Origin of the sequence: Kitasatospora sp. YST-16, from assembly GCF_026802215.1 — a bacterium.
GTDB classification, from domain to species: domain Bacteria; phylum Actinomycetota; class Actinomycetes; order Streptomycetales; family Streptomycetaceae; genus Kitasatospora; species Kitasatospora cineracea.
The window spans coordinates 4349301-4373352 of sequence record NZ_CP113837.1 but is presented as its reverse complement, the minus strand read 5'-3'; the positions used below and the strand labels follow the sequence as shown (position 1 = coordinate 4373352).

The 24052-nt window shown below is 72.6% G+C and carries 21 protein-coding genes and 1 tRNA gene; 8 read left to right on the top strand and 14 right to left on the bottom strand.

Features of this window, described 5'->3' with window-relative positions; translation table 11 throughout:
* The first annotated feature begins 269 nt into the window (after nt 1-269).
* The gene (greA, locus tag OU787_RS20125; RefSeq protein WP_030462771.1) at nt 270-767 is read left to right on the top strand and encodes a transcription elongation factor GreA; all 498 of its coding nucleotides are present in this window, start codon (nt 270-272) and stop codon (nt 765-767) included.
* A gap of 169 nt (nt 768-936) precedes the next feature.
* On the opposite strand, the gene OU787_RS20120 is transcribed toward greA, so the two are convergent.
* The 3 genes from OU787_RS20120 to ilvA all read right to left on the bottom strand — a co-directional run bounded on the left by OU787_RS20120 (nt 937) and on the right by ilvA (nt 4289).
* Entirely contained in the window at nt 937-1797 is an 861-nt protein-coding gene (locus OU787_RS20120) for an ABC transporter permease (protein ID WP_030462770.1), read from the bottom strand.
* 1 nt (nt 1798) lies between these two features.
* Nucleotides 1799-2830 carry a daunorubicin resistance protein DrrA family ABC transporter ATP-binding protein gene (locus tag OU787_RS20115; RefSeq protein WP_030462769.1) on the bottom strand — a complete coding sequence of 344 codons (1032 nt, stop codon included), beginning with the start codon at nt 2828-2830 and terminating at the stop codon, nt 1799-1801.
* 247 nt (nt 2831-3077) lie between these two features.
* Nucleotides 3078-4289, bottom strand: coding sequence for a threonine ammonia-lyase (ilvA, locus tag OU787_RS20110; protein ID WP_030462768.1), 1212 nt, complete (start codon nt 4287-4289; stop codon nt 3078-3080).
* A gap of 127 nt (nt 4290-4416) precedes the next feature.
* Between ilvA and OU787_RS20105 the strand changes: the two genes are divergently transcribed.
* Nucleotides 4417-4866 (top strand): MarR family winged helix-turn-helix transcriptional regulator, encoded by a 450-nt coding sequence (locus tag OU787_RS20105; protein WP_030462767.1) that lies wholly within the window; start codon nt 4417-4419, stop codon nt 4864-4866.
* A gap of 35 nt (nt 4867-4901) precedes the next feature.
* On the opposite strand, the gene OU787_RS20100 is transcribed toward OU787_RS20105, so the two are convergent.
* Nucleotides 4902-6056: a cystathionine gamma-synthase gene (locus OU787_RS20100; protein ID WP_030462766.1), complete on the bottom strand. Its 1155-nt coding sequence runs from the start codon at nt 6054-6056 to the stop codon at nt 4902-4904.
* Nucleotides 6057-6265: 209 nt separating this feature from the next.
* Between OU787_RS20100 and OU787_RS20095 the strand changes: the two genes are divergently transcribed.
* Entirely contained in the window at nt 6266-6634 is a 369-nt protein-coding gene (locus OU787_RS20095) for a cupin domain-containing protein (RefSeq protein WP_123553169.1), read from the top strand.
* 7 nt (nt 6635-6641) lie between these two features.
* Here OU787_RS20095 and OU787_RS20090 read toward each other — a convergent pair whose 3' ends face one another.
* From OU787_RS20090 to OU787_RS20070, 5 genes are all read right to left on the bottom strand, one after another.
* The gene (locus OU787_RS20090) at nt 6642-7139 is read right to left on the bottom strand and encodes a DUF1203 domain-containing protein (protein WP_268660208.1); all 498 of its coding nucleotides are present in this window, start codon (nt 7137-7139) and stop codon (nt 6642-6644) included.
* 123 nt (nt 7140-7262) lie between these two features.
* Nucleotides 7263-8270, bottom strand: coding sequence for a hypothetical protein (locus OU787_RS20085; protein WP_268660207.1), 1008 nt, complete (start codon nt 8268-8270; stop codon nt 7263-7265).
* A gap of 466 nt (nt 8271-8736) precedes the next feature.
* The gene (locus OU787_RS20080) at nt 8737-10020 is read right to left on the bottom strand and encodes a L,D-transpeptidase (protein WP_268660206.1); all 1284 of its coding nucleotides are present in this window, start codon (nt 10018-10020) and stop codon (nt 8737-8739) included.
* A gap of 135 nt (nt 10021-10155) precedes the next feature.
* Complete coding sequence (locus tag OU787_RS20075; protein WP_030462761.1) at nt 10156-10482, bottom strand: hypothetical protein; 327 nt, start codon at nt 10480-10482, stop codon at nt 10156-10158.
* Between the two features lie 505 nt (nt 10483-10987).
* Nucleotides 10988-12412, bottom strand: coding sequence for a cystathionine beta-synthase (locus OU787_RS20070; protein ID WP_369795009.1), 1425 nt, complete (start codon nt 12410-12412; stop codon nt 10988-10990).
* A 229-nt stretch (nt 12413-12641) separates the two neighbouring features.
* On the opposite strand from OU787_RS20070, the gene OU787_RS20065 reads away from it, so the two are divergent.
* From OU787_RS20065 to OU787_RS20055, 3 genes are all read left to right on the top strand, one after another.
* On the top strand, nt 12642-13742 hold the full coding sequence (locus tag OU787_RS20065) for an SGNH/GDSL hydrolase family protein (RefSeq protein ID WP_030464727.1): 1101 nt from the start codon (nt 12642-12644) through the stop codon (nt 13740-13742).
* A 56-nt stretch (nt 13743-13798) separates the two neighbouring features.
* Entirely contained in the window at nt 13799-15019 is a 1221-nt protein-coding gene (locus OU787_RS20060; RefSeq protein WP_268660205.1) for an acetyl-CoA C-acetyltransferase, read from the top strand.
* 278 nt (nt 15020-15297) lie between these two features.
* The gene (locus tag OU787_RS20055) at nt 15298-16257 is read left to right on the top strand and encodes a hypothetical protein (RefSeq protein WP_268660204.1); all 960 of its coding nucleotides are present in this window, start codon (nt 15298-15300) and stop codon (nt 16255-16257) included.
* 103 nt (nt 16258-16360) lie between these two features.
* On the opposite strand, the gene OU787_RS20050 is transcribed toward OU787_RS20055, so the two are convergent.
* Together OU787_RS20050 and OU787_RS20045 are read right to left on the bottom strand one after the other, a co-directional pair.
* Nucleotides 16361-16699, bottom strand: coding sequence for a hypothetical protein (locus tag OU787_RS20050; RefSeq protein WP_268660203.1), 339 nt, complete (start codon nt 16697-16699; stop codon nt 16361-16363).
* A 97-nt stretch (nt 16700-16796) separates the two neighbouring features.
* Nucleotides 16797-17666: a Bax inhibitor-1/YccA family protein gene (locus OU787_RS20045; RefSeq protein WP_268660202.1), complete on the bottom strand. Its 870-nt coding sequence runs from the start codon at nt 17664-17666 to the stop codon at nt 16797-16799.
* Between the two features lie 169 nt (nt 17667-17835).
* On the opposite strand from OU787_RS20045, the gene OU787_RS20040 reads away from it, so the two are divergent.
* On the top strand, nt 17836-18360 hold the full coding sequence (locus OU787_RS20040) for a peptidylprolyl isomerase (protein WP_268660201.1): 525 nt from the start codon (nt 17836-17838) through the stop codon (nt 18358-18360).
* 62 nt (nt 18361-18422) lie between these two features.
* Here the strand turns inward: OU787_RS20040 and OU787_RS20035 are convergent, their stop codons facing one another.
* Both OU787_RS20035 and OU787_RS20030 read right to left on the bottom strand, forming a co-directional pair.
* Nucleotides 18423-20987, bottom strand: coding sequence for an ABC transporter permease (locus OU787_RS20035; RefSeq protein ID WP_030462620.1), 2565 nt, complete (start codon nt 20985-20987; stop codon nt 18423-18425).
* Nucleotides 20988-21048: 61 nt separating this feature from the next.
* The gene (locus OU787_RS20030; RefSeq protein WP_030462621.1) at nt 21049-21822 is read right to left on the bottom strand and encodes an ABC transporter ATP-binding protein; all 774 of its coding nucleotides are present in this window, start codon (nt 21820-21822) and stop codon (nt 21049-21051) included.
* A 386-nt stretch (nt 21823-22208) separates the two neighbouring features.
* Here OU787_RS20030 and OU787_RS20025 point away from each other — a divergent pair.
* A tRNA-Leu gene (locus OU787_RS20025) sits at nt 22209-22290 on the top strand.
* A gap of 57 nt (nt 22291-22347) precedes the next feature.
* Here OU787_RS20025 and OU787_RS20020 read toward each other — a convergent pair.
* Entirely contained in the window at nt 22348-23964 is a 1617-nt protein-coding gene (locus OU787_RS20020) for an FAD-binding oxidoreductase (protein WP_030462622.1), read from the bottom strand.
* Between the last annotated feature and the right edge of the window lie 88 nt (nt 23965-24052).

Here is a 24052-nt window from a genome sequence, read left to right as displayed (position 1 = left end):
AGCGTCCCGCCCGTAACGGCGGGGGTGACGCCCCGCCCGGCCCGCTCGCTCACCCTTTCGGAGGGGTCGCCGCGCGCGGCGGCCCCGGGCCCGGCGGGCGGGCTGCCCGGAGACCTCCCGTCCAGGCCGGGAACTTGTTAGGCTCGTGATTTCGCCCCTTCCACGCCGGTCGGCACGGGAGCGGGCGTTGCTTTGCATCTGCCCAGAAAATCGACCCACCGCCACCGGTCCACCCCCGGGGCGGCGCCAGCACCGACGAGGAGCACCCTGTGACCCAGACCAACGATGACGTGACCTGGCTCACTCAGGACCACTACAACAAGCTCAAGGCCGAGCTTGACCAGTTGACCGGGCCCTGGCGCATCGAGATCGCGAAGAAGATCGAGGCCGCACGCGAGGAGGGCGATCTCAAGGAGAACGCCGGCTACCACGCGGCCAAGGACGAGCAGGGCAAGACCGAGGCGCGGATCCGCCAGCTGTCCCAGCTGCTGGAGCGCGCGAAGGTCGGCGAGGCCCCGGCCGACTCGGGCGTGGTGGCCCCGGGCATGCTGGTGAAGGTCGCCTTCGACGGCGACCTGGACGACACCATGGAGTTCCTGCTGGCCTCCCGCGAGGTCACCGACGGCGACATCGACGTGTACTCCCCGCAGTCGCCGCTGGGCCGGGGCATCATCGGCAAGTCGGTGGGCGAGGACGCCCAGTACGAGCTGCCGAACGGCAAGAAGGCCAGCGTGAAGATCGTCGACGCCAAGCCGTTCTCCGGCTGACCGCCCCGCAAGGCACGCGCGGTCCGCAAGGCACGCGCGGTCCGCAGGACCCGCAGGGCCCGCACGCACGACGACGGCCGCTCCCCCGGGTGGGGGGAGCGGCCGTCGTGCGTCCGGCGGGCGGCCGGACGGCCTGGCGGACGGACGGCCGGATGCTCGGACGCCCGGTTCAGCCCGCGGCGCGGCGGTACTTGCGCACCGACAGCCAGGAGAACACCGCCAGGATGACCAGCGACCAGCCCACCGACACCGGCACCGGGTGGTGCATCGGCCAGTAGTCCGGCACCGGGCCGAGCGGGTTGCCGAACAGGCTGCGGCAGGCCTGGACGGTGGCGGAGAACGGGTTCCAGCAGGCGATCGGCTGCAGCCAGCTCGGCATCGAGCTGACCGGTACGAACGCGTTGGAGACGAAGGTCAGCGGGAACAGCCAGATCAGGCCGGCCGAGGTGGCCGCCTCGGGGCTGCGCACCGACAGGCCGATCAGCGCGCCGATCCAGGAGAAGGCGTAGCCGAGCAGCAGCAGCAGGCCGAACGCGGCGAGCGCCTTGGGGAAGCCCTCGTGGATCCGCCAGCCGACCAGCAGCGCGACCAGGGCCAGTACGACCACGGTGAACGCGGTCTGCACCAGGTCGGCCAGGGTGCGGCCGGTGAGCACGGCGGCCCGGGACATCGGCAGCGAGCGGAACCGGTCGACCAGGCCCTTGGTCATGTCCTCCGCGATGCCGGCCGAGGCGCCGGCCACCGCGAAGGTGACGGTCTGGGCGAAGATGCCGGCCATCAGGTACTCGATGTACGTCTGGTGGTTGGTCGGGGCGCCGGGGATGGCGATCGCGCCGCCCATGACGTACGAGAACAGCAGCACGAACATGACCGGCTGCATGAGGCCGAAGACCACGATCTCGGGGATCCGGGTCATCCGGCGCAGGTTCCGCTTCGCCACCACCCAGGAGTCGTGGGCGGTGGCGGCGACGCCGCGGCGCGGGGTGACGGGGGCGCCGCCGATGGCGCCCCGGGTGTCGGCGAGTGTCATCTCAGGCGTCCTTCCCCTGGCCGCGGCGGCCCTTCCCGGCCGCCACGGGCGTGTCGTCCCCGTCTCCGGCCGCGGCGTCCGGGCCCGTCCCGTCCTCGGTGGCGTGGCCGGTGAGGGAGAGGAAGACGTCGTCGAGGGTGGGGCGGCGCAGGCCGATGTCGTCGATCTCGATGGAGCGGGCGTCCAGTTCGCGGATGGCGTCGGCGAGCACCCGGGCGCCGCCGCTGACCGGGACGGTGATCCGGCGGGTGTTGCGCTCCACCGTGGGGTCGCCCTTGGCGTAGGGGGTGAGCGCGGCAACCGCCTCGGGGACGAGGTCGGCGGCGCGGACGACCACCTCGATGCGTTCGCCGCCGATCTGGGCCTTGAGCTCGTCGGCGGTGCCGCGGGCGATCACCCGGCCGTGGTCGACCACCGCGATGTCGTGGGCGAGGCGGTCGGCCTCCTCCAGGTACTGGGTGGTGAGCAGCAGGGTGGTGCCCTGTTCGACCAGGGTCTCGATGACCTCCCAGAGGGCGAGCCGGTTGCGCGGGTCGAGGCCGGTGGTGGGTTCGTCGAGGAACATCACCGGGGGCCGGACGACCAGGGCGGCGGCCAGGTCGAGGCGGCGGCGCATGCCGCCGGAGTAGGTCTTGGCGGTGCGGTCCATGGCCTCGGAGAGGTTGAACCACTCGAGCAGTTCGAGGGCCCGGCGCTTCGCGTCGCGGGCGCTCATCTGGTAGAGCTCGCCGACCATCTGGAGGTTCTCGCGGCCGGTGAGGTACTCGTCGACGGCGGCGTACTGGCCGGACAGGCCGATCAGGCTGCGCACCTTGTTGGGGTGCTTGAGGACGTCGACGCCGGCCACGGTGGCCCGGCCGGAGTCGGGTTGGAGCAGGGTGGTCAGGACGCGGACGGTGGTGGTCTTGCCCGCGCCGTTGGGGCCGAGCAGCCCGAGCACGGTGCCCTCGGGGACGTCCAGGCTCACGCCGTCCAGGGCGCGGACGTCACCGAACGTCTTGACCAGGTTCTCGGCTTCGATGGCTGCCGCCATGGGGCTGCCTCATCTCCTGATGCGAGTCGGTTCTGGAAGGAAATCATCCGATTTGTTACCCGGGCCCGCCTGCGGCAAGCTCGCGATACATCGCAAGATGCTTCCACTCGCGATATATCGCGTCAAGCGTCGCAGGTGAGACAGGTCACAGCCTGGCAGCCCCCACTGACAATCCCTCCGAAGAGCGCCGGCACCGGCACCGGCGCGGTACCGACGCGGCACCGGCACCACGCCGGCGCCCGCCGGCTCAGCGGCTGACCACGTACCCGTCCTCGCGCAGCTCGCCGATCACCGCCGCGCAGTGCTCGGGGCCCTTGGTCTCCAGGTGCAGGTCCACCTCGACCTCGGCCAGGCCCAGCTGCGGGTCGATCCGCACGTGCGCGACGTCCAGCACGTTGGCGTCCACCCTGGTCAGCACGCCCAGCAGGTCGGCCAGCGCGCCCGGCTTGTCGGCGAGGCGGACCCGCAGCGACAGGTAGCGGCCCGCCGCGGCCAGGCCGTGCCGCAGCACCCGCTGCATCAGCTGCGGGTCGATGTTGCCGCCGGAGAGCACCGCCACCACCGGGCCCTCGAACCGGCCGGGCTCCGCCATCAACGCGGCGATCGGCGCCGCCCCGGCGGGCTCGACCACCAGCTTGAGCCGCTCCAGACCGACCAACAAGGCCCGGGAGAGGGCGTCCTCGGAGACCGTCAGCACCCCGTCGGCGAGGGCGTTCACCACCTCGAACGGGATGTCGCCGGGGCGGCCGACCATGATGCCGTCCGCCATGGTGGCGAACCGCTCCAGCGCGACCGGACGCCCCGCCGCCAGCGAGGGCGGGTACGCGGCCGCCGCCGCGGCCTGCACGCCGATCACCCGGACGTCCGGGCGCAGCGCCTTGACCGCGATCGCCACGCCCGCCAGCAGCCCGCCGCCGCCGGTGCCGACCAGCACGGTGCGCACCTCGGGGCACTGCTCCAGGATCTCCAGGCCGACGGTGGCCTGACCGGTGATCACGTCCCAGTGGTCGAAGGGGTGGATGAAGACCGCGCCGGTCGCCTCGGCGTACTCGCGGGCGGCCCGCAGCGCCTGGTCGACGTTGGCGCCGTGCAGCCGGACCTCGGCGCCGTACTCGCGGGTGGCGGCGACCTTCGGCAGCGGGGCGGCGACCGGCATGAAGACGGTGGAGCGCACCCCCAGCAGCGCGGCCGCCAGCGCGACGCCCTGCGCGTGGTTGCCGGCGCTGGCGGCGACCACCCCGGCGGCCCGCTCGACCGGGGAGAGCCCGGCGATCCGCACGTACGCGCCGCGCAGCTTGAACGAGCCGGTGCGCTGCAGGTTCTCGCACTTGAGGTGGACGGGGGTGCCGGCCGTCCCGGAGAGGTGGCGGCTGGTCTGCATCGGGGTCACCCGGGCCACCCCCGCCAGCATCTTCTGCGCGCCCCGGACGTCGTCCACCGTGATCGGCCACCTGTGCATGGGGGCCAGCGTAGGGCCCGGGCGGCGGGGATCCCCGGACCAAGCCCCGGGGCGCGCGTGGTTCCGGTGTCCGTCCGGCGCGCGTACGCTGCTGGTCACGAGTCGCCCGCACCCCCCGTGAGCCGCGATGAGCCAGTCTGCGCCCGATCAGCCCTCCGACCCCGACTGTCCGGACCCGGACGGCCAACTCCCCTACCAGGTCGCGGTGTTCGCCCGGCGGATCAGTGTCGCCGGGGAGCTGGACCGGGCCTCGTTCCTGCTGCTGGAGCAGCTCGCCGCCACTGGCCCGGCCAAGGTGAAGACGCTGGCGGCGGCGCTCGGGGTGGACTCCTCGACGGTGACCCGGCAGGCCGCGCCGCTGCTGCGGGAGCGGCTGGTGACGCGGCTGCCGTACCCGGCGGACCGGCGGGCGGTGCAACTGGCGCTGACCCCGCTGGGGGCCGGCCGGCTGGCCCAGGTACGACGTCGGCGGCGGGAGTTGATCGGCGAGCTGACGGCGGGCTGGACGGCCCGTGAGCGGGCGGTGTTCTGCGCGCTGCTGGCCCGGTTCAACGACGGCCTGCTGGGCCGCCGTTGAACCGGTGACCGGCCCTGCCGGGCCTTGACGGGCCGTCAGCCGAGGGCCTGCTCCAGGTCGGCCAGCAGGTCGGCGGCGGACTCGATGCCGACCGAGATCCGCACCAGGTCGGCGGGCACCTCCAGCGGGGAGCCGGCCGCGGAGGCGTGGGTCATCCGGCCGGGGTGCTCGATCAGCGACTCCACGCCGCCCAGCGACTCGCCCAGGGTGAACAGCTGCGCCCGGTTGCAGACCTCGACGGCGGCCTGCTCGCCGCCCGCGACCCGGAACGACACCATGCCGCCGAACGCCTTCATCTGCTTGGCGGCGACGTCGTGCCCGGCGTGGGTCGGCAGCCCGGGGTAGAGCACCTGCGTCACCTTCGGGTGGCCCGCGAGCAGTTCGGCGACCTTCTCGGCGTTCTCCGAGTGCCGGTCCATCCGGACGCCGAGCGTCTTGATGCCGCGCAGCACCAGCCAGGCGTCGAACGGCCCGGCCACCGCGCCCATCGCGTTCTGGTGGTAGGCGACCTCCTCGGCCAGGCCCGGGTCGGCCACCACCAGGGCGCCGCCGACCACGTCGGAGTGCCCGCCCATGTACTTGGTGGTGGAGTGCACCACGACGTCCGCGCCGAACGAGATCGGCTGCTGCAGGTAGGGGCTGGCGAAGGTGTTGTCGACCACCAGCTTCGCGCCGGCGGCGTGCGCGATCTCGGCGACCGCGGCGAGGTCGGTGATGCCGAGCAGCGGGTTGGACGGGGTCTCCACCCACACCGCGCGGGTGGTCGGACGGATCGCCTCGCGCACCTTCTCGGGGTGGTGGGTGTCGGCGACGGAGAACTCGACGCCCCAGCGGGTCAGCACCTTGGCGAACAGCCGGAAGGTGCCGCCGTAGGCGTCGTTCGGGATGACGATGTGGTCGCCGGGCTTGAGCAGGGTGCGCAGCAGGGTGTCCTCGGCGGCCAGCCCGGAGGCGAAGGCGAGGCCGCGCGCGCCGCCCTCGATCGCGGCCAGGCACTCCTCCAGCGCGGTGCGGGTCGGGTTCGCGGAGCGGCTGTACTCGTAGCCCTCGCGCAGTCCGCCGACGCCGTCCTGCTTGTAGGTGGACACCTGGTAGATCGGCGTCACGACTGCCCCGGTCCGGGGGTCCGCTTCCTGGCCCGCGTGGATGGCGAGGGTCTCGAAGCCGTGGGAAAGCTGGTGCTCGGTCATGCCGCCGAGCCTAGTGCGACGGGTGGGCTTCCCGGCGCGCGACGCGGGACGCGGGCACCGGGGCACGGCACGCGACGCGGGACGGAGGCGGTCCGGCGGCCGGGGTGGCCGTCCCGCGTCGCGCCCGGACCGCCGGGTGCCGAGGATGGAGGGATGGGCCGCGCTCCGGCGGCGGAGCGCGGGACGTTCTCGGCCGGAGGTGAACGGTGATGGCCGGGTTGGTGCGGATGAGTCTCGACGAGCCGGAGGAGGTCCGCCCGTTCGAGGGCGGCAAGGGACAGCTGGCGCTGGTGAACCTGGCGGCCGGCGGCGTCGGCCGGGCGGTGTTCGAGCCGGGCTGGCGCTGGTCGGAGCACGTGAAGCCGATCGCCGGCACCGACAGCTGCCGGGCCTCGCACACCGGGTACGTGATCTCCGGCCGGATCCGGGTGGAGATGGACGACGGCGAGGCGGCGGAGTTCGGCGCGGGCGACTTCATGCTCTGCCCGCCCGGCCACGACGCCTGGGTGCTCGGCGACGTGCCCTGCGTGATGCTCGACTGGCAGGGCTACGCCGACTACGCCAGGCCGCGCGCCTGAACAACGGCTACGCGCGCCGGACTTCGTGCAGGAAGCAGCCGAACTCGACGGCCCGCACGTGCAGCACGGCGGTCGCCGGGTCGGCCAGCAGTTCGGCGGCGAGGGACGGGAGTTCGCCGGGTTCGCCGAGCCGGCCGCCGAGGATCCGGCCGTCCGCCGAGTAGGCGCGCAGCACCCGGTGGCTGCCGTGGAAGCCCTCCGGCCAGCCGCCGGGGTGGCCGGCGCACGGTTCGGCGTGCACAAAGACCGGCCCGGTCTCCAGGTACGGCCCGGGGTCGCAGCCGGTCTCGGCGGCCCAGCGCAGCAGCGGCGCGTAGGACAGCAGGATGATCCGCTCGCCGGGCCGGGCCCTGGTCAGGCAGCAGCGCAGCGGTTCGCCGCCCTCTTCGGTGACGGTGGCGGTCCGGGCCTGCCCGGCGTCGTCGGTGCGGCGCAGCGCGTCCAGGACGGGGGCGGGCACGGCCCTGGTCTCGATCCCGGCCGCGGTGTCGGTGGTGGTGTGCATGCCTCCAGCCTGCGCGGGGGCGGGGCCGCGGTCCGGCGGCTTTTGGACGTCGCGCTGCGCCGCGGCCCGCCGCGGGGGTGTTCCTCGCGGCGGGCCGGGGTGGTGCGGGTGGTTGACGAGGCGTCAGGTCAGCTGGGGAGCGAGGCCCTTGATCTCGTCGAAGGCGAAGCCGCTGTGGTTCATCGACTCGGCGGTGTCCCGGTCGATGCCGAGCCGCTGGAGTTCGGCGTACTGCGACTCGGTGAGCGGGGCGGCGGAGCCCTGGTCGAAGCCGGAGCCGGTGGCACCGTCCCCGAGGTCTCCGCCGGACATCGAGGAGAACGCCTTCTGGAGTCCGTTCAGGTCGAGTTCGGTGGCGCCGGTGGGGGCGCTCTGCGCGGCGCCGTCGGTGGAGATGCCGATCCGCAGCGGGAGGTGCGCCGACCAGTCCGACGTGTCGGCGAACTGGGCGATGTCGAAGGTGATCGCCTGCGGGCGGCCGTCCTTGAGCTGCACGTCGGCGGAGAGCTTGCGGTCCGGCACGTCGCTGAAGTCGCCCTTGGCCGGGAGCTTCGGGTAGCCGGGGATGCCCTTGGCGACGCCGGTGACCGACGTGTACAGCGCCTCGACCAGCGGGCGGGCGGGCGCGGAGACCCGGATCACGTCGTCCGCGTCGCCGCTCTTGCCCAGGTCGGCGAGCGTGACGTTGTCGGAGAGGGCCTCGGTGAGCGAGTTGCAGAAGCCGTTGAGCACGGACGGGTCGAGGCTGGGGGCGGCCTTCGGGGTGGCTCCCTTGCCGGCGGAGCCGGACATCTGCCGGGAGAACTCCTCGAACTTGTCGGTGTCCACCGAGATCCACTTGCCGCCGACCAGGTCCTTGAGCGGGGCGGCCGCGGGCGGCAGCTGGTCGAGGGCCGACTCGAACTCCGAGCTGTCCTCGCCCGCGAGCTGCGCGATGCCGCGGACGTCGACCTTGAGGTAGGCCTTCTTGCCGATCAGCCGGATGTCGGCGTAGGTCCTGCCGTCCTTCTTGCCGTTCAGCGCGTAGCCGACCGAGGCGCCCTGGAGGCCGTCGGTCCCGGTGCCCGCGGTGTCGCAGCCGCCCTTGGCGCCCTGGACGTCCTTGAGCGGCTTGTCGTAGCCGACCGACACGGACAGCTTCAGGTCGGAGAGCAGGTCGGCGGCCTGCTTCTCGATCGGGTCGCCGGTCGCCTTGCCGAACTCGACCAGCTGGGAGGAGGTGGCGTCGAGCGAGAGGTCGACCGTGACGGTCCTGGCGTCACCGAGCTTGTCGAACGCCTTGCCCAGCTTCTGACCGGCGCTCAGCTGCTCGACGGTGCCGCAGGCGGCGAGCCCGCCGCCGAGCAGGACGGCTCCGGTGGTGACGGCTATGCCCGCGCGGACGGTGCGGCGGCGGATGACGGTGTTGATGGCTTGACTCCTGCTACTGGAGACGGTTCGGGCCCGGTCGGCCCTGCCGCGGAGGCAAGCTCAGCACGATGACGCGTCCCCCCGCACGCGAATATTTTTACCATTCATTTAGGACATTCTCAGACGGCCCCCACCGTCCGTGCCCGGACCCCGTCCGTGCCCGAACCCCCGTCCCCGTGCGGACCCGTCAGACCGCGCTTCCGGCCACCCAGTCCGCCCAGGCCATGTTCCAGCCGTTCAGGCCGTTTCCGGGATTCACCGTGCGGTCGCCGGAATTGACCACCTCGACCACGTCGCCGATCATCGAACTCGCGTAGAAGGCGGCCGCGTTGGTGCTCGGGTCGTTGCCGCCCTGGACGTCCTGCAGCGCGATGCAGCCGTGGCTGGTGTTGTCGTTGCCGAACTGCGAGGCGGGCGACCAGTAGTTGCCGTGGATGAAGGTGCCCGAGGTGGTCAGCCGCTGGGCGTGCGGCACGTCCGGGATGTCGTACTCGCTGCCCAGGCCCACCGTGCTGGAGTTCATCCGGGTCTGCTGGTACTTCTCCGAGATCACCAGCTTGCCGCCCCAGGTGCGGTGTTCGGGCGCGCCGCCGATCACCGGGTAGGTGGCGGTGACCTGGCCGTCGGTGCGGACGGTGAGGGTGTCGGCCTTCAGGTCGGCGGTGGAGACCTGGCTGCGGCCGACGGTGAAGGTGACGTCCTTGGACTGCGTCCCGTACACGCCCCTGGCTCCGGCGACGTCCTTGAGCCGCAGCTTGAGGGTGACCTTGGTGCCCTTCGCCCAGTACTCCTGCGGGCGGAAGTCGAGCCGGGTGGAGTCGAACCAGTGGCCGACGATCTCCACCGGCGGGTCGGCGACCACGGTGATCGCCTGCTGGACGGCCTTCCGGTCGGTGATCGACTTGTTGAAGTTGATCGACACCGGCATGCCGACGCCGACGGTGGAGCCGTCCTCGGGGGTGAAGTAGCCGACGAAGGTGTTGGCCGGGGAGGCGGTCGAGAAGCTCGCGTTGGCGTCGGCCGGGCGCTGGTCCTTGTCCACCGCGGCGGCCGCGACGGTGTACGTGCTGCCGCTGGACAGCTTGGCGGTGGAGGTCCAGCTCGCGCCGTCCGCGGCGAGCTGCCCCGCTATCGCCCGGCCCGCCCCGTCCGTGACGGTCACCGAGGTCAGGGTGCCGTCCAGCACGGTGACGGTGACCGGCTCGGTGAACGGCGCGGCGGTGGCGCCGTCCGCGGGCTTGACGGTGATCTGCGCCACCGAGGCCTTCGGGCTGGTGGACGGGCTCTCCGTGACCGCCCCGCCCCCGGCCGGAGCCGAGCCGGAAGCACCCGCCGCACCGGACTTCCCGCCGCCCCCCGAACAGGCCGCGACCAGCAGCACGGGGGCTCCCAGCAGCCCGGAGAGCACCCCGCGCCGGCTCCAGTTGCCGCCGCGCGGCCGGTCCTGCTTCTCCGGTGCGGTCACGTCCATGCTCCTCGGTCCAAGATCACGCATTTATGTGCAGATCGTACGAGAGTACCCAAGGGTTAGGCAGAACGGACAAAAGCCCGGTCCGGGGATACCGGACCGGGCTCTCGCACGGGGTGGAACGCGGTGGGACGGGTGTCACTGCACCTCGTACTCGTCCCAGCTCTCGTCGTCGGGGTCGTAGTCGGTGCTGGCGGACTCCCAGGTCGCGGAGGCGAGCTCCACGCCGGGGACGTCGCCGAGCAGGGCCACCGGGTCGACGAAGTGGGCGAGCGAACCGGTCGGGTCCACCTCGATCGCCTCGACGGCCTGGGCCCGCTCGTCGTCCTCCAGGTACTCGTCCTCGGCGACCTGGGTGAGCGCGGCGGCCTTGAGGGCCCCCTCGTCGGTGATCTCGGCGATCAGCTCGATGGTGAGGCGAACGTAGCGCGGGGCGTCCTGCTCGGGCAGGTCGGTGCTGGTCATGTCAGCGAGCCTAGGGCCTCGCACAGCCTTCCGGAAACGAGGCCGGGGCGGAGCCGGAAGCAGAGCCCCGGGCGGGCGGTGAACGGCGGCGGAACGGGGCCGGAACGGCCGCGGGCACGAGGAAGGGCCGGCCCGGGCGAACCCGGACCGGCCCTTCCTCCTCCGCTCGGACTCCCCCACCCGGGAGCTCGCGGAGCCGCGCCTCGCGGCGCGATCTCTTGCCGCGGGAGCCGCCGCACCCTGGTGAACAGGGGCGGGACGACGGCGCCTCCCGCGGTCCGGACACAGTGGGCCGGGTCAGGCCGACCGGTCGTGTCCCTGGCGGCCGCGGGGGACGGGGAGCCGCTCCCGTCCTTCCGCTGCCACCGCTTTCGGCGTTCTTGCCGTGCTTCAAAGATGCCGTGCCCGTGTTAACCCGGTGATGCGCAGTTGTGACGTCCGAGTACCAACTGTTCCGGGGCCCGGGATCCCACCCGGACGGCGGGCGCGGCCGGCTGAGCGGGCGTCAGTGGCCGGCCCGGGCGGTCAGGAAGGCCAGCAGGTCCTGCCGGGTCACGATGCCCTGCGGCTTGCCCTCGACCAGCACCACCACCGCGTCGGCCTTCTCCAGCACCGCCATCAGGTTGGTCACCGACTCGCCGGAGCCGACCACCGGCAGCGGCTTCGACATCACCCCGTCGAGGGTGTCGGTCAGCTGGATCCGCCCGCTGAACAGGCCCTCCAGCAGCTCCCGTTCGACCACCGAGCCGACCACCTCGCCGGCCATGATGTCCGGGTGCCCGGCGCCCGCGGAGACCACCGGCATCTGCGAGACGCCGAAGTCCCGCAGCACCCGGACCGCCTCGGCGACCGTCTCGCCCGGGTGCATGTGCACGAACTGCGGGATGCCCTCGTGCTCGATGGCGTCCTTGCGGGCCAGCACCTCGCCGATGTGCGCCTCGTCGGTGGCGGTCGGCAGGAAGCCGTAGTCGGCCATCCAGTCGTCGTTGAAGATCTTCGACAGGTAGCCGCGGCCGCCGTCCGGCAGCAGCACCACCACGACGTCGTCCGGCCCCAGCTCGCGGGCCACCTCCAGCGCCGCCACCACGGCCATCCCGCAGGAGCCGCCGACCAGCAGGCCCTCCTCCTTGGCGAGGCGGCGGGTCATCTGGAACGAGTCCTTGTCGGAGACCGCGACGATCCGGTCCGCGACCTGCCGGTCGTACGCGGTCGGCCAGAAGTCCTCGCCGACGCCCTCCACCAGGTACGGCCGCCCGGTGCCGCCCGAGTACACCGAGCCCTCCGGGTCGGCGCCGACCACCTGCACCTTCCCGCCGGAGACCTCCTTCAGGTAGTTGCCGGTGCCGGAGATCGTCCCGCCGGTGCCGACGCCCGCCACGAAGTGGGTGATCCGCCCCTCGGTCTGCTCCCACAGCTCCGGTCCGGTGGAGTGGTAGTGCGAGGCCGGGTTCTCCGGGTTGGAGTACTGGTCCGGCTTCCACGCGTTCGGGGTCTCCCGGACCAGCCGGTCCGAGACGTTGTAGTACGAGTCCGGGTGCTCCGGCGCGACCGCGGTCGGGCAGACCACGACCTCCGCGCCGTACGCCCGCAGGGTGTTGATCTTGTCCGTGGACACCTTGTCCGGGCAGACGAAGATGCACTTGTAGCCCTTCTGCTGGGCCACGATCGCCAGCCCCACCCCGGTGTTGCCGCTGGTGGGCTCGACGATGGTGCCGCCGGGCTTGAGCGCCCCGGAAGCCTCCGCCGCCTCGATCATCCGCATGGCGATCCGGTCCTTCACCGAACCGCCCGGATTGAAGTACTCGACCTTCGCCAGCACGGTGGCGCTGATCCCCTCGGTGACCTTGTTGAGCTTCACCAACGGGGTGTCGCCGACCAGCTCGATGATCGAATTGTGGTACCGCACGGGGGTCCTCCCGGTCGATGGCATCACTGATTTACCCGAAACCCCCAGCCTAGGGCCCGCCCCGCCCCCGCACCGCCAGCCTGCCCCGCCGATCCGCCGATCCCGCCGATCCCGCCGCGGCCGGGCGCCGCCGCACGCCCGGGGCGGCCGGGGTCCGGCGGGCGGGTGGTTCTGCGGGGGCGGGCCGGTAGGGCGGGGCGGTCGGGGGGTAGCAGTGGGGTACCGGTGTGCGGAGCGGAGGAGGGGGTGGGCCATGACCGGCTCGCAGGCGTCGAGGGCCCGGGTGGCGCGACGGATCGCCACGGCGGCGGCCTACGGAGGCGGTGGGCTGGGGCTGCTGGGGGTGGGGCTGGCGGGGGTGCTGCTGACCGAGAGCCGGATGGCGATCCGGGCGATCGGGGTGCTGGACGGCGATCCGCCGTTCGCGGACGGGGTGTACGGCGAGGCCTTCGCCGACCCGGAGGACTCCCGGCCGCCCCTGCTGCTGGCGTTCCTGGGCGATTCGACGGCGGCCGGGCTGGGGGTGCAGCGCCCGCAGGAGACGCCGGGTGCGCTGCTGGCGTCGGGCCTGGCCTCGGTCGCGGAGCGCCGGGTGCGGCTGGTGAACGCGGCGCGGACGGGGGCCCGTTCGTCGGACCTGGCCCGGCAGTTGGAGTCGGCGCTGCCGCAGCGGCCGGACGTCGCGGTGCTGATGATCGGTGCGAACGACGTGACCCGGCACGCCCCGGCGGCCCGCAGCGTGCGCGAACTGGGCGAGGCGGTGGGCGCGTTGGTCTCGGCGGGGTGCCACGTGGTGGTGGGCACCTGTCCGGACCTGGGCACCATCAAGCCGGTCCGGCCGCCGTTGCGCTGGGTGGCGCGGCGGTTGAGCCGGCAGCTCGCGGCGGCGCAGACCATCGCGGTGGTGGAGGCGGGCGGGCGGACGGTCTCGCTGGGTTCGCTGCTGGGGCCGGAGTTCGCCACCCGCCCGGAGCTGTTCGCCGCGGACCGCTACCACCCGTCGGCGCAGGGTTACGCGACGGCGTCGATGGCGCTGCTGCCTTCGCTGTGCGCGGCGCTGGACTTGTGGCCGCAGGAGTCGCCGGAGGCGGGGGGTGCGGTGGAGCCGCAGGCGGTGCTGCCGGTGGCGGTGGCGGCCGCGGCGGCGGCGGGGCGGTCGGGCACCGAGGTGTCGGCGGCCGGTCCGGCGAACGGCACCTGGCGGTGGGCGACGTTGAAGCAGCGTTTCCGGCTGGCCCTGCCGGGCGGGGAGGAGGCCGGTGCGGTCGAGCCGGACGCCGACCGCCCGCCGCGGGGGGACGCGTCGGCGAACTCACATCCGGAGGCGGATGACGCCGGAGCTACCAAGCGGTAACTTTCCCGGGAGATCCGCCGGATCGCGTCCCGAGGTCACTCAGCGAGGAGCCCGCCATGCCCGAAGCCGTCATCGTCAGCGCCGCCCGTTCGCCGATCGGCCGGGCGTTCAAGGGCTCGCTGAAGGACGTCCGCCCGGACGATCTGACCGCGCAGATCATCGGCGCCGCGCTCGCCAAGGTCCCGGAGCTGGACCCGCGGCAGATCGACGACCTGATGCTGGGCTGCGGCCTGCCCGGCGGCGAGCAGGGCCACAACCTGGCCCGGATCGTGGCCGTGCAGATGGGCATGGACTACCTGCCGGGCGCGACCATCACCCGCTACTGCTCCTCGTCGCTGCAGACGACCCGGATGGCGCTGCACGCGATCAAGGCGGGCGAGGGCGACGTCTTCATCTCGGCGGGCGTCGAGACCGTCTCGCGCTCGATCAACGGCACCTCGGACGGCATGCCGGGCACCACGAACCCGCTGTTCGACGAGGCGCAGGCGCGCACCAAGCACCGGGCGGAGACGGGCGGCGGTGAGTGGCACGACCCGCGCGAGGACGGCCTGGTGCCGGACGCGTACATCGCGATGGGGCAGACCGCGGAGAACCTGGCCGCGCTCAAGGGCATCACCCGGGCCGAGCAGGACGAGTTCGGCGTCCGCTCGCAGAACCTCGCCGAGGCCGCGATCAAGGCCGGCTTCTGGCAGCGCGAGATCACTCCGGTGACGCTGCCGGACGGCAGCACGGTCAGTGCGGACGACGGCCCGCGCGCGGGGGTGACGGTGGAGGGCGTGTCCGGGCTGAAGCCGGTGTTCCGCCCCGACGGCACCGTGACGGCCGGTAACTGCTGCCCGCTCAACGACGGCGCCGCCGCCCTGGTCGTCATGTCCGACACCAAGGCCCGCGAACTGGGCATCACCCCGCTCGCCCGCGTCGTCTCCACGGGCGTCTCCGCCCTCTCCCCCGAGATCATGGGCTACGGCCCGGTCGAGGCGTCCAAGCAGGCCCTGCGCCGGGCCGGGCTGTCGATCGGCGACATCGACCTGGTCGAGATCAACGAAGCCTTCGCCGCCCAGGTCATCCCCTCCTACCGGGACCTCGGCATCGACCTCGACCGGCTGAACGTCAACGGCGGCGCCATCGCCGTCGGGCACCCCTTCGGCATGACCGGCGCCCGCATCACCACCACCCTGATCAACTCCCTCCAGTGGCACGACAAGCAGTTCGGCCTGGAGACCATGTGCGTCGGCGGCGGACAGGGCATGGCCATGGTCATCGAGCGCCTGAGCTGAGCGGAGTGACGCGCGTCTCATCCATTCGGAGTGACACTGCGTGATTGAGGGCCGGATCACACCGAGGGTGCGATCCGGCCCGTTTTTCGGCCTTCCGGGGCCGAATTGTCGACGCACCGGATTGGATCAACTCCGCAGCGTAGAAAGGTATTACCTAACAATTTGAGGACAAGTAGGAAAGTCCATAACAAATCCGACATCAGCCACTGCAGTAACGGCCGCCGATACGGCAGTGTGGAGACGTAACCCCGTTCCGCTCCTCGTTGGGAGTACGTTCCGTGAGCGCCGTCTTCCTCTCCCTGCTGCTGGTACTGATCGTCCTGACCACCGCCGTCCTGCTCCACCTCCGCACGCTGGCACGGAAGTTGGACGCCCGGCAGCCAGCCCCGCAGGTGGACGAGGCGCTGATACGCCGCGCCGTCGCCGAGGCCCTGGCCGCCGACCGGGAGCGGGAGATCACCGAGGCCCGGGCGTTCTGGGCCGAGCAGGAGGCGCGTGCCGCCGAGGACTCCCCGCTGTTCGACACCCCGTTCACCACCATCGGCGAGGACTGGCCGATCTTCTTCCCGCGCCCGACCGGGCCGCAGGAGGCCGCCGACAACAACGGCGTGATGGACCCGGAGTTCGGCGAGGCGCTGCGGCACGCGCTGGAGGACCTGATCAAGGACGGCCCGGCGGACGGCGGCCCGGCCGGCGGCGCCCTCGGCGGCCACCCCGCGCACCCTGTCCACCCCGCCCATCCCGCGCACCCCGCCCACCCCGCGCAGGGCGGCGGCTTCCCGGCCCCCGGCGACAACGGCGACGTGCAGGCCCGCCGGGAGGCCGACCTGCTGGCCACCGGCCTGGAGGCCGGGCTGCTGGACGCCGAGGCGGAGCCCGCGACCGCGCCCGACCCGCGCCGGCACCCCTCGCACCCCGACTTCGTGCCCAGCCCGACCCCGTCCCGCGAGTGGACCGACGACCGGCTGGCCGCGCTCGCCGAGGAGCGGATCGGACTGACCGACGTCCGCCCCGGCCCGCTGGGCACCCTGGACGTGTACGCCTTCGCCGACGGCACCACGCTGTGCGTCGCCCCCGGCGACCGGGAGGCCGCCTACCGGCTGATCGACGCCGTCCGGGCCGGCGAGGACGTCCGGCTGCTGGGCGGGTCCCGGTTCTCCGGCTCGTACTCGCTGACCTTCTCCACCGACGACGAGACGGTCTACGTGCTCGCCGACCGGGTGGTCGCCTCGATCTGAGGCCGCCCACGCGCCCGCGACGGGGCGCCGGAGCGCACGGCAAGGGGTTGCCCGTGCCGCTCCGGCGCCCCGTCGGCGTTCTGACGGGCCGTCAGGGGGCGCGTCAGGCGGTGAGCCGGTCGGTGTGCTCGACGTCGGCCAGCGCGGCGGCCAGTTCCTGCGGGTGGCCGTCGCCCGCGGCGAGCGCCAGGTCGTGCCCGGTGACGGCGAGTTGGTCGCCGACCGCGAACGCCCCGCTGTCGGGCACCTCCAGCGCGGGCAGGCCCTCCAGCGCGCGGGCCCGGTCGGCCAGCCGGCGGGCCAGCGCGAGCCCGGCGGCGGCCCGGGAGGGGTGGCCGGGGACGGCGTTCAGCAGGCGGCTCTGCGGCATCGCCCGGAAGCGGTCGGCGAGCCGGTCGACGGCGTCGGTCAGCCGCGCGGCGGCGGGGAGGTGCTCGGACATGCCCCGAGCGTAGGGCCTGCCGGGCCCCGCAACGGCCGCGGCGGGCCCCGGAGGATCGTTCCTCCGGGGCCCGCCGCGGGTGCGCGCCGGGGCGCGGTCAGTCGTCGCCGCGCAGGATGGCGATCAGGCGCAGCATCTCCAGGTAGATCCAGACCAGCGAGAGGGTCAGGCCGAAGGCGGCCCGCCAGGCCTCCTTCTCGGGGGCGCCCTGCCGGATGCCCTCCTCGATCTCGGCGTAGTCGAGGGTGAGGAAGAAGGCGCCGAGCGCGATGCCGACCAGGCCGACCACGATGCCCAGCGGGCCGGAGCGCAGGCCGAAGTCGGCGCCGAAGAGCACGGCGACCATGTTGACCAGCATCAGCAGCACGAAGCCCATGGCGATCGTGAGGCCGATCCGGGTGTACCGGGGGGTGACCCGGATCCGGCCGCTCTTGTAGGCGATCAGCGTGGCCGCGAACACCGCGGCGGTGCCCAGTACGGCCTGGATGGCGATGCCCGGCAGGAAGGTCTCCAGGGCCATGCTGATCGCGCCGAGGAAGAAGCCCTCGAGCGCCGCGTAGGCCAGGATCAGCCCCGGGTTGACGCTGCGCTTGAAGCTCACCACCAGGCCGATGACCATGGCGACCAGCGCGGCGCCGATGGCCGGCGCGAAGTTGTCGACCGGCACGGTGAACCAGGCCAGCGCGCCGAAGGCGACCAGGGTGAGCAGCGTCATGGCCGTCCGGGCCACCACGTCGTCCATCGTCATCCGGCCGGTCTGGGCCGGTCCCGCGGACGGTGCGCCGTACATCGCGGCGAGCTGGTCGTCCGTCAGCGGCGGCTGCTGGCCGGCGTACGGGCCGCCCGCGTACGGGGAGCCGTACGCGGGTTGGCCGGGCTGAGCGGCCGTCTGCGTGCCGAATCCCGCGTACTGGTTGTCGCGGGTGAAGGACCCCTCCCGCGAGAAGACCGGGTTCCTGCTTCTCATCACATTCCCTCCGGGGCGGCACGGCACCACCCACACAGGGGACAAGAGTAATGGTTTGGCAAAGTATTCCGCGTCGGTCGTGAGGATGATCCCGTGTCGCCTGCGCGGGGGGCCGCCGAGCGGGCAGGGTGGGGGGCGCAACTGACGCTTACCCAGAAAGGCGGCCCCGATGGCCGAGGAGCTGTACGCCGTCCTGAAGACCAACAAGGGCGACATCGAGATCCGGCTGCTGCCGAACCACGCCCCCAAGACGGTCAAGAACTTCGTGGAGCTGGCGACGGGCGAGCGCCAGTGGATCGACCCGAACACCGGGCAGCCGAGCAACGCGCCGCTGTACGACGGCACGGTCTTCCACCGGGTCATCGAGGGCTTCATGATCCAGGGCGGCGACCCGCTGGGCAACGGCACCGGCGGCCCGGGCTACAAGTTCGCCGACGAGTTCCACCCGGACCTGGCCTTCACCAAGCCGTACCTGCTGGCGATGGCCAACGCGGGCCCGGGCACCAACGGTTCGCAGTTCTTCATCACGGTCGGGCCGACCACCTGGCTGACCGGCAAGCACAGCATCTTCGGCGAGGTCACCGACCCGGCCAGCCAGAAGGTCGTGGACGCGATCGTCGGTGTGGAGACCGGGCGCAACGACCGCCCGGTCGAGGACGTGGTGATCGAGAAGGTCGTCATCGAGACCCGCTGACCGGCCGGCACGCGGAAGCCGCCCGTCCCCGCGGAGGGGACGGGCGGCTTCCTGACGCCGGGTCAGTCGGTCTTGATGCTGGTCAGGATGTCCATCCGGGAGGCCCGGCGGGCCGGCCAGAGGGCGGCGACCATGCCGACCAGGGCGGCGAGGCCGAGGAAGAGCAGCACGCTGCCGTACGGGATCACGGTGGTCAGTCCCTTCAGTTCGGAGGCGAGGGTCCGGGTGGCGGCCCAGGCCAGGAAGCAGCCGAGCAGGACGCCGACGAAGGCGCCGAAGACCGAGATCACCACGGACTCCAGGCGGATCATCCGCTTGATGCCGCGCCGCTCCAGGCCGATCGCCCGCAGCATGCCGATCTCGCGCTTGCGCTCGAACACCGACATGGCGAGCGTGTTGATCACGCCGAGGACGGCGACGATCACCGCCATGCCGAGCAGGCCGTACATCAGGTTGAGCATGGTCGAGATGATCCGGCTGAACTCGTCGACCATGTCCTTCATGGTCCGGACCTCCATCACCGGGTTGCGGCCGGTGGCGTCCTTGATCGACTGCTTCAGCTCGGCGCTCGGGCCGTCGGTGCCCTTCACCAGGATCTGCTGGACCAGCGGGTGGGCGTCGTGGCGCTCGATCAGCTGGTTGGGGGCCACCACCGGGGAGACGCCGTCGTTGCGCTCGAAGACGCCGCCGACGGTGAGCGTGACGGCCTCGCCCTTGCCCGTGGTGGCGGCCAGGGTGGAGCCGGCCGAGAGGTGGTGGGTGGTGGCGAACTCGTCGTTCACCAGCACCTGGCCCTGCTTGAGCGCGCCGGTGGAGCCGGAGGCCATGGTCAGGTTGACCAACTGGTCGAAGGCGTCTGCGTCGTAGCCCTCGATCGCCTTGGCCTGGTCGGAGCCGTCCAGGTGCCACCAGACGTTGTCGACCTGGCTGACCGCCTTGACGCCCTTCGCCCCGGCGACCAGGCCGGTCAGGTCGGGGGACAGCTCGCGGCCGTTGGCCATGCCGACCACGTAGTCGGCCTTCATCGAGCCGGCGACCATCGAGGTGACGGCGCTGGTGACCGAACTGCCGATCACGGTCAGCGCGGTGACCAGGGTCAGGCCGATGGTCAGCGCGGCCGCGGTGCTGGCGGTGCGGCGCGGGTTGCGCACCGCGTTCAGCCGGGCCAGCTTGCCGGGGGTGCCGAACAGCTTGGCCAGCACCGGGCCGACCAGCGCGATCACCGGCCGCGACAGCAGCGGCAGCAGCACGAACACGCCGATCAGGGTGAGCGGGGCGCCGAGCTCCAGCAGGTGCTGGGCGCCCGAGCCGCTGCCGTTCGCCCCGGCCAGGATCAGGCCCAGGCCGGCGCCGGCCAGCAGCACGCCGATGCTGTTGCGGATCAGCAGGCCGCGCTGGGTGCTGGGCTGCTCGCCGCTGCTCATCGCCGCCACCGGGGGGATCCGGGAGGCCCGGACGGCCGGCAGCAGCGCCGACAGCACGGTGACCACCACGCCGACCACCAGGGTGGCGACCACCGTCACCGGGGCGACCACCAGCGAGCCGGTGGGCATGCCCTCGTCGAAGGCGTGCAGCAGGGACTGCAGGCCCGCGCCGATGCCGATGCCCGCGAGCAGGCCGCCGACCGAGGCGATCACGCCGATGGCGAGCGCCTCCACCAGCACCGACTTGGTGACCTGGCCGCGGCTGGCGCCGACCGCCCGCAGCAGCGCCAGTTCCTTGAGCCGCTGGGCGATCAGCATGGTGAAGGTGTTGACGATGATGAAGATGCCGACGAACAGCGAGATGCCGGCGAACACCAGCAGCATGGTCTTGGTGTTGGCGACCGAGGAGGCGACCATCTTGGTCTGCTCGTCCTTGAGCTCCTGCCCGGTCTGCAGCTCGACGCCGTCGGTGCCGGTCTTCGCCCGGGCCTGCTCCAGCAGTGCCTGCTCGGAGGTGCCGGCCTTGGCGGTCAGCACCACCGAGCTGAACCGGCCCGGTTCGAGCAGTTCCCGCTGGGCGGTGGCGGTGTCCATCAGCACCAGGGTGCCGCCGGAGGTGACCTTGGGGTCGTCGGTGGTGAAGACGCCGGTCAGCACCGCGTCCCGGGCGGCGCCGTTGCCGGCCACCCGGACGGTGTCGCCCACGTGGTAGCCGGCCTTCTCGGCGGCCTGCCGGTTCAGCGCGACCTCGTTCTCGGCGCGCGGGCCGCGGCCCTCGGCCATCGGGTAGCGGGTGTCCGCACCGGCGGCGTCCGGGACGAAGTTGGCGCCGCGGGCGCTCCAGGCCTCGCCGACCAGGTTGCCGTTCTTGTCGGCGACGCCGGTGAAGCCGGAGACCACGCCGCGGGCCCGCTCGGTGCCGGGCAGCGCGGCCAGCTGCTTGACGGTGTCCGGGGTCAGCGAGGTGCGGTCCTCGGGCTGCGCGTCGCCGTCGGCGGGGCCGCCGTCGTCCGCGCCGGAGGCGGAGACCAGCACCGAGACGTCCGAGAAGCTGGTGGAGTAGCTGTTGCGCATGGCCTGGCCCATGGTGTCGGAGAACACCAGGGTGCCGGCCACGAAGGCGGTGCCGAGCAGCACGGCCAGTACCGTCATCAGCAGGCGGCCCTTGTGGGCCAGCACGTTGCGCAGTGCGGTGCGATACATGGGGTCAGTCCTGGGGAGTGGGTGCGGTCGGTTCGACGTGGCTGACGGGTCTGACGGGGCGTCAGCTGGTGCGGCCCTTGGCGTCGAAGCGACGCATCCGGTCCAGGACGGTGTCGGCGGTCGGCCCGAACAGCTCGTCGACGATCCGGCCGTCGGCCAGGAACACCACCCGGTCCGCGTACGAGGCGGCCACCGGGTCGTGGGTCACCATCACCACGGTCTGGCCGAGTTCGCGCACCGAGTTGCGCAGGAAGGAGAGGATCTCCGCGCCGGAGCGGGAGTCCAGGTTGCCGGTGGGCTCGTCGGCGAAGATGATCTCCGGCTTGGAGGCCAGCGCCCGGGCGCAGGCGACGCGCTGCTGCTGGCCGCCGGAGAGCTGGGCCGGGCGGTGCGAGAGCCGGCCGGACAGGCCGACGGTCTCCACCACCCGGTCCAGCCAGGCCCGGTCGACCTTGCTGCCGGCGATGTCCATCGGCAGCGTGATGTTCTCCAGCGCGGTCAGCGTGGGCAGCAGGTTGAACGCCTGGAAGATGAAGCCGATCTTGTCCCGGCGCAGCCGGGTCAGCTGCTTGTCCTTCAGCCCGACCAGCTCGGTGTCGCCGATGGTGGCCGACCCCGAAGTGACTTTGTCCAGCCCGGCCATGCAGTGCATCAGCGTCGACTTGCCGGAGCCGGAGGGACCCATGATCGCGGTGAACTCGCCCCGCCCGAAGGAGACCGAGACGTCGTCGAGCGCCACGACGCGGGTCTCGCCCTCGCCGTAGACCTTGTTCAGGCCGGTGGCGCGGGCCGCCGCCAGGCCGGTGTGGGCTGCGTACGCGGTCGAGGTGCTCACGGTGGGGACTCCTGTCCGGAGGGTCGGTGTTCGGCACGGCGCGACCGGACCGGAAGACTCCTCCGACCGCTACTCCATCCTCACGGCCGCCCGGCCCCGCCCACGTCGCTCCGCCGAACGGTTGCCCCACCACCGCCAGGCGTACGGCCTCCGCCGCCGTCTCCTCCTGCGGTATGACCCCGCCCCCGACCCCCGCCCCGGGCCCCGCGCCGGGGGCGGTCCGGGGGCGGTCCGGGGCCCGGGGTGGCCGAGAACCGCCGCCCGGTGGCCGAAATGCCGGACGCTTCGTCAGATGGCATGGAAGCATGACAACTTCCGCGCCGGGAAATATGCGAAACACTCGCCCGGCCGACTAGGCTCAGTGCCTGAGTTCGCCGCGCTCCCAGGCCCAGATGGTGGAACGCAGACACGGGCAGCTTAAAACTGCTTGGCCGCGAGGCCGTGCCGGTTCGAATCCGGCTCTGGGCACTCTCCTGCCCGTCCTCCGTCACTCCTGGTGACCGGAGGAGTGCGGACCTCCCCCGGTCAGCCGGCCGTGATCGACAGGGCGTGGTGGAAGGCGCCGGTCGGATCCCAGGTGGCCTTCACCCGCTGCAGCCGGGGGTAGTTGTCCTTGTAGTAGAGCGTCTGCCAGGGCACGCCCGAGGTGTTCCACTGCGGGTCGGTGAGGTCGACGTCCGGGTAGTTGATGTAGGAGCCGTCGTTGGCCGCGTTGCTGACCGGCACGCCGCCGGTGGCGGCGTACACGTCCCGGTAGAGCGAGCCCATCCAGGCCAGGTGGCGGGCGTCCTGGGCGGGGTCGGGCCAGTAGGTGGTGAAGTTGGCCTTCAGGATCGAGTCGCGCTGCGGCATCGCGGTGGCGTCGGGGGCGACGGTGTTGGCCCGGCCGCCGTAGGAGTAGAGCAGGATCGAGCTGTGCCCGTCGTAGCCGGGGTCGGAGAGGTAGCGGTACAGGGTGGCGATCTGGCCGTCGTCCCAACCCCGGCGCAGGTAGGCGCCCTTGGACTTGGTGCGGTTGAACGCGCCGGTGTCGTACGGGTCCTTGAGGGTGGCCTTCAGCCACGGCGAGGTGGACTGGCTGCGGGCGGCGGGTGCCCGGACGCCGGCCGCGACCGCGTCGAGGTAGCGGGTCATCAGGTCGGCCGCGTCGGGGAGGGTGTTGTCGATCTGGGCGCTGAGGGTCACGGTGCCGACGGCGGCGTTGCCGAGGATCAGCACGCTGTGCAGGCCGGCGTAGGGCGAGCCGTCGGCGCTGTTGGCGGCGTGCCAGGCGCCGTGGTTGCGGACGACGGCGGCGAAGTCGGCCGCGTCCAGGTCGCTCCACTTCCACACCGCGGCGGCCTTCAGCAGGGTGGCCGGGGGCTTGGGCAGCAGTCCGGACGGGTCGGTGCCGGTGGCGCCGGGGGTGCGGAACCAGTAGCGGGTGACCACGCCGAAGTTGCCGCCGCCGCCACCGGTGTGCGCCCACCACAGTTCGCGGTTGGGGTCGCCCTGGTCGCTGGTGGCGACCACCGCGCGGGCGGTGCCGGAGGCGTCCACCACGACCACCTCCACCGCGTACAGGTGGTCGACGATCGCGCCGTGGGCGCGGCAGAGCGCGCCGTAGCCGCCGCCGGTGACGTGGCCGCCGACCCCGACGGTCGGGCAGGTGCCGCCGGGGACGGTGACGCCGTGGTCGAGGTAGAGGGTGCGGTAGACGTGGCCGAGGGTGGCGCCGGCCTCGACCATGAAGGCGCGGCGGGCCGGGTCGTAGCCGACCGCGGTCATCTCGGATATGTCGATGAGCGTGCGCACCGCGGGGTCGTCGACCAGCCCGTCCAGGCAGTGGCCGCCGCTGCGGACGGCGATCCGCCGCCCGTTCTGCACCGCCTCGGTCACCACCGCGACCACCTGCGCGGTGGTGTACACCACCCGCACCGAGTCGGGCTGTCCGACGAAGCGGCCGTTGTAGCTGCGCGAGGTGAGGTCGAGGTAGCGCGGGTCGCCGGGCGAGACGGTGCGGGCGGCCGGGGTCGGCACCGCGACCGAATCGACAGCGCTGTTGACAGAGTCGGCGGCATAGCTGTCAATCACGGGGAGCGCCACGGTGCCGCCGAGTGCGGCGGCCACTCCGAGGAACCCGCGACGGGTCGTTTCAGCCAAGGTCAACACCAAGCCCTTTCCCGTTGTCGCGGCCGTCCCGCCGAATGGCCGGAATGCGCGCGATCGGACCGAATACCGGGCACGATAC

Excerpts from the sequence above, each read along its gene's own strand:
- OU787_RS20080 (WP_268660206.1), bottom strand. The coding sequence starts at position 10,020 with ATGGACGTGACCGCACCGGAGAAGCAGGACCGGCCGCGCGGCGGCAAC.
- OU787_RS20095 (WP_123553169.1), top strand. The coding sequence starts at position 6,266 with ATGGCCGGGTTGGTGCGGATGAGTCTCGACGAGCCGGAGGAGGTCCGC.
- OU787_RS20115 (WP_030462769.1), bottom strand. The coding sequence starts at position 2,830 with ATGGCGGCAGCCATCGAAGCCGAGAACCTGGTCAAGACGTTCGGTGAC.
- OU787_RS20075 (WP_030462761.1), bottom strand. The coding sequence starts at position 10,482 with ATGACCAGCACCGACCTGCCCGAGCAGGACGCCCCGCGCTACGTTCGC.
- ilvA (WP_030462768.1), bottom strand. The coding sequence starts at position 4,289 with ATGCACAGGTGGCCGATCACGGTGGACGACGTCCGGGGCGCGCAGAAG.
- OU787_RS20045 (WP_268660202.1), bottom strand. The coding sequence starts at position 17,666 with ATGAGAAGCAGGAACCCGGTCTTCTCGCGGGAGGGGTCCTTCACCCGC.
- OU787_RS20105 (WP_030462767.1), top strand. The coding sequence starts at position 4,417 with ATGAGCCAGTCTGCGCCCGATCAGCCCTCCGACCCCGACTGTCCGGAC.
- OU787_RS20040 (WP_268660201.1), top strand. The coding sequence starts at position 17,836 with ATGGCCGAGGAGCTGTACGCCGTCCTGAAGACCAACAAGGGCGACATC.
- OU787_RS20100 (WP_030462766.1), bottom strand. The coding sequence starts at position 6,056 with ATGACCGAGCACCAGCTTTCCCACGGCTTCGAGACCCTCGCCATCCAC.
- OU787_RS20070 (WP_369795009.1), bottom strand. The coding sequence starts at position 12,412 with ATGCCATCGACCGGGAGGACCCCCGTGCGGTACCACAATTCGATCATC.
- OU787_RS20065 (WP_030464727.1), top strand. The coding sequence starts at position 12,642 with ATGACCGGCTCGCAGGCGTCGAGGGCCCGGGTGGCGCGACGGATCGCC.
- OU787_RS20060 (WP_268660205.1), top strand. The coding sequence starts at position 13,799 with ATGCCCGAAGCCGTCATCGTCAGCGCCGCCCGTTCGCCGATCGGCCGG.
- OU787_RS20090 (WP_268660208.1), bottom strand. The coding sequence starts at position 7,139 with ATGCACACCACCACCGACACCGCGGCCGGGATCGAGACCAGGGCCGTG.
- OU787_RS20035 (WP_030462620.1), bottom strand. The coding sequence starts at position 20,987 with ATGTATCGCACCGCACTGCGCAACGTGCTGGCCCACAAGGGCCGCCTG.
- OU787_RS20120 (WP_030462770.1), bottom strand. The coding sequence starts at position 1,797 with ATGACACTCGCCGACACCCGGGGCGCCATCGGCGGCGCCCCCGTCACC.
- OU787_RS20050 (WP_268660203.1), bottom strand. The coding sequence starts at position 16,699 with ATGTCCGAGCACCTCCCCGCCGCCGCGCGGCTGACCGACGCCGTCGAC.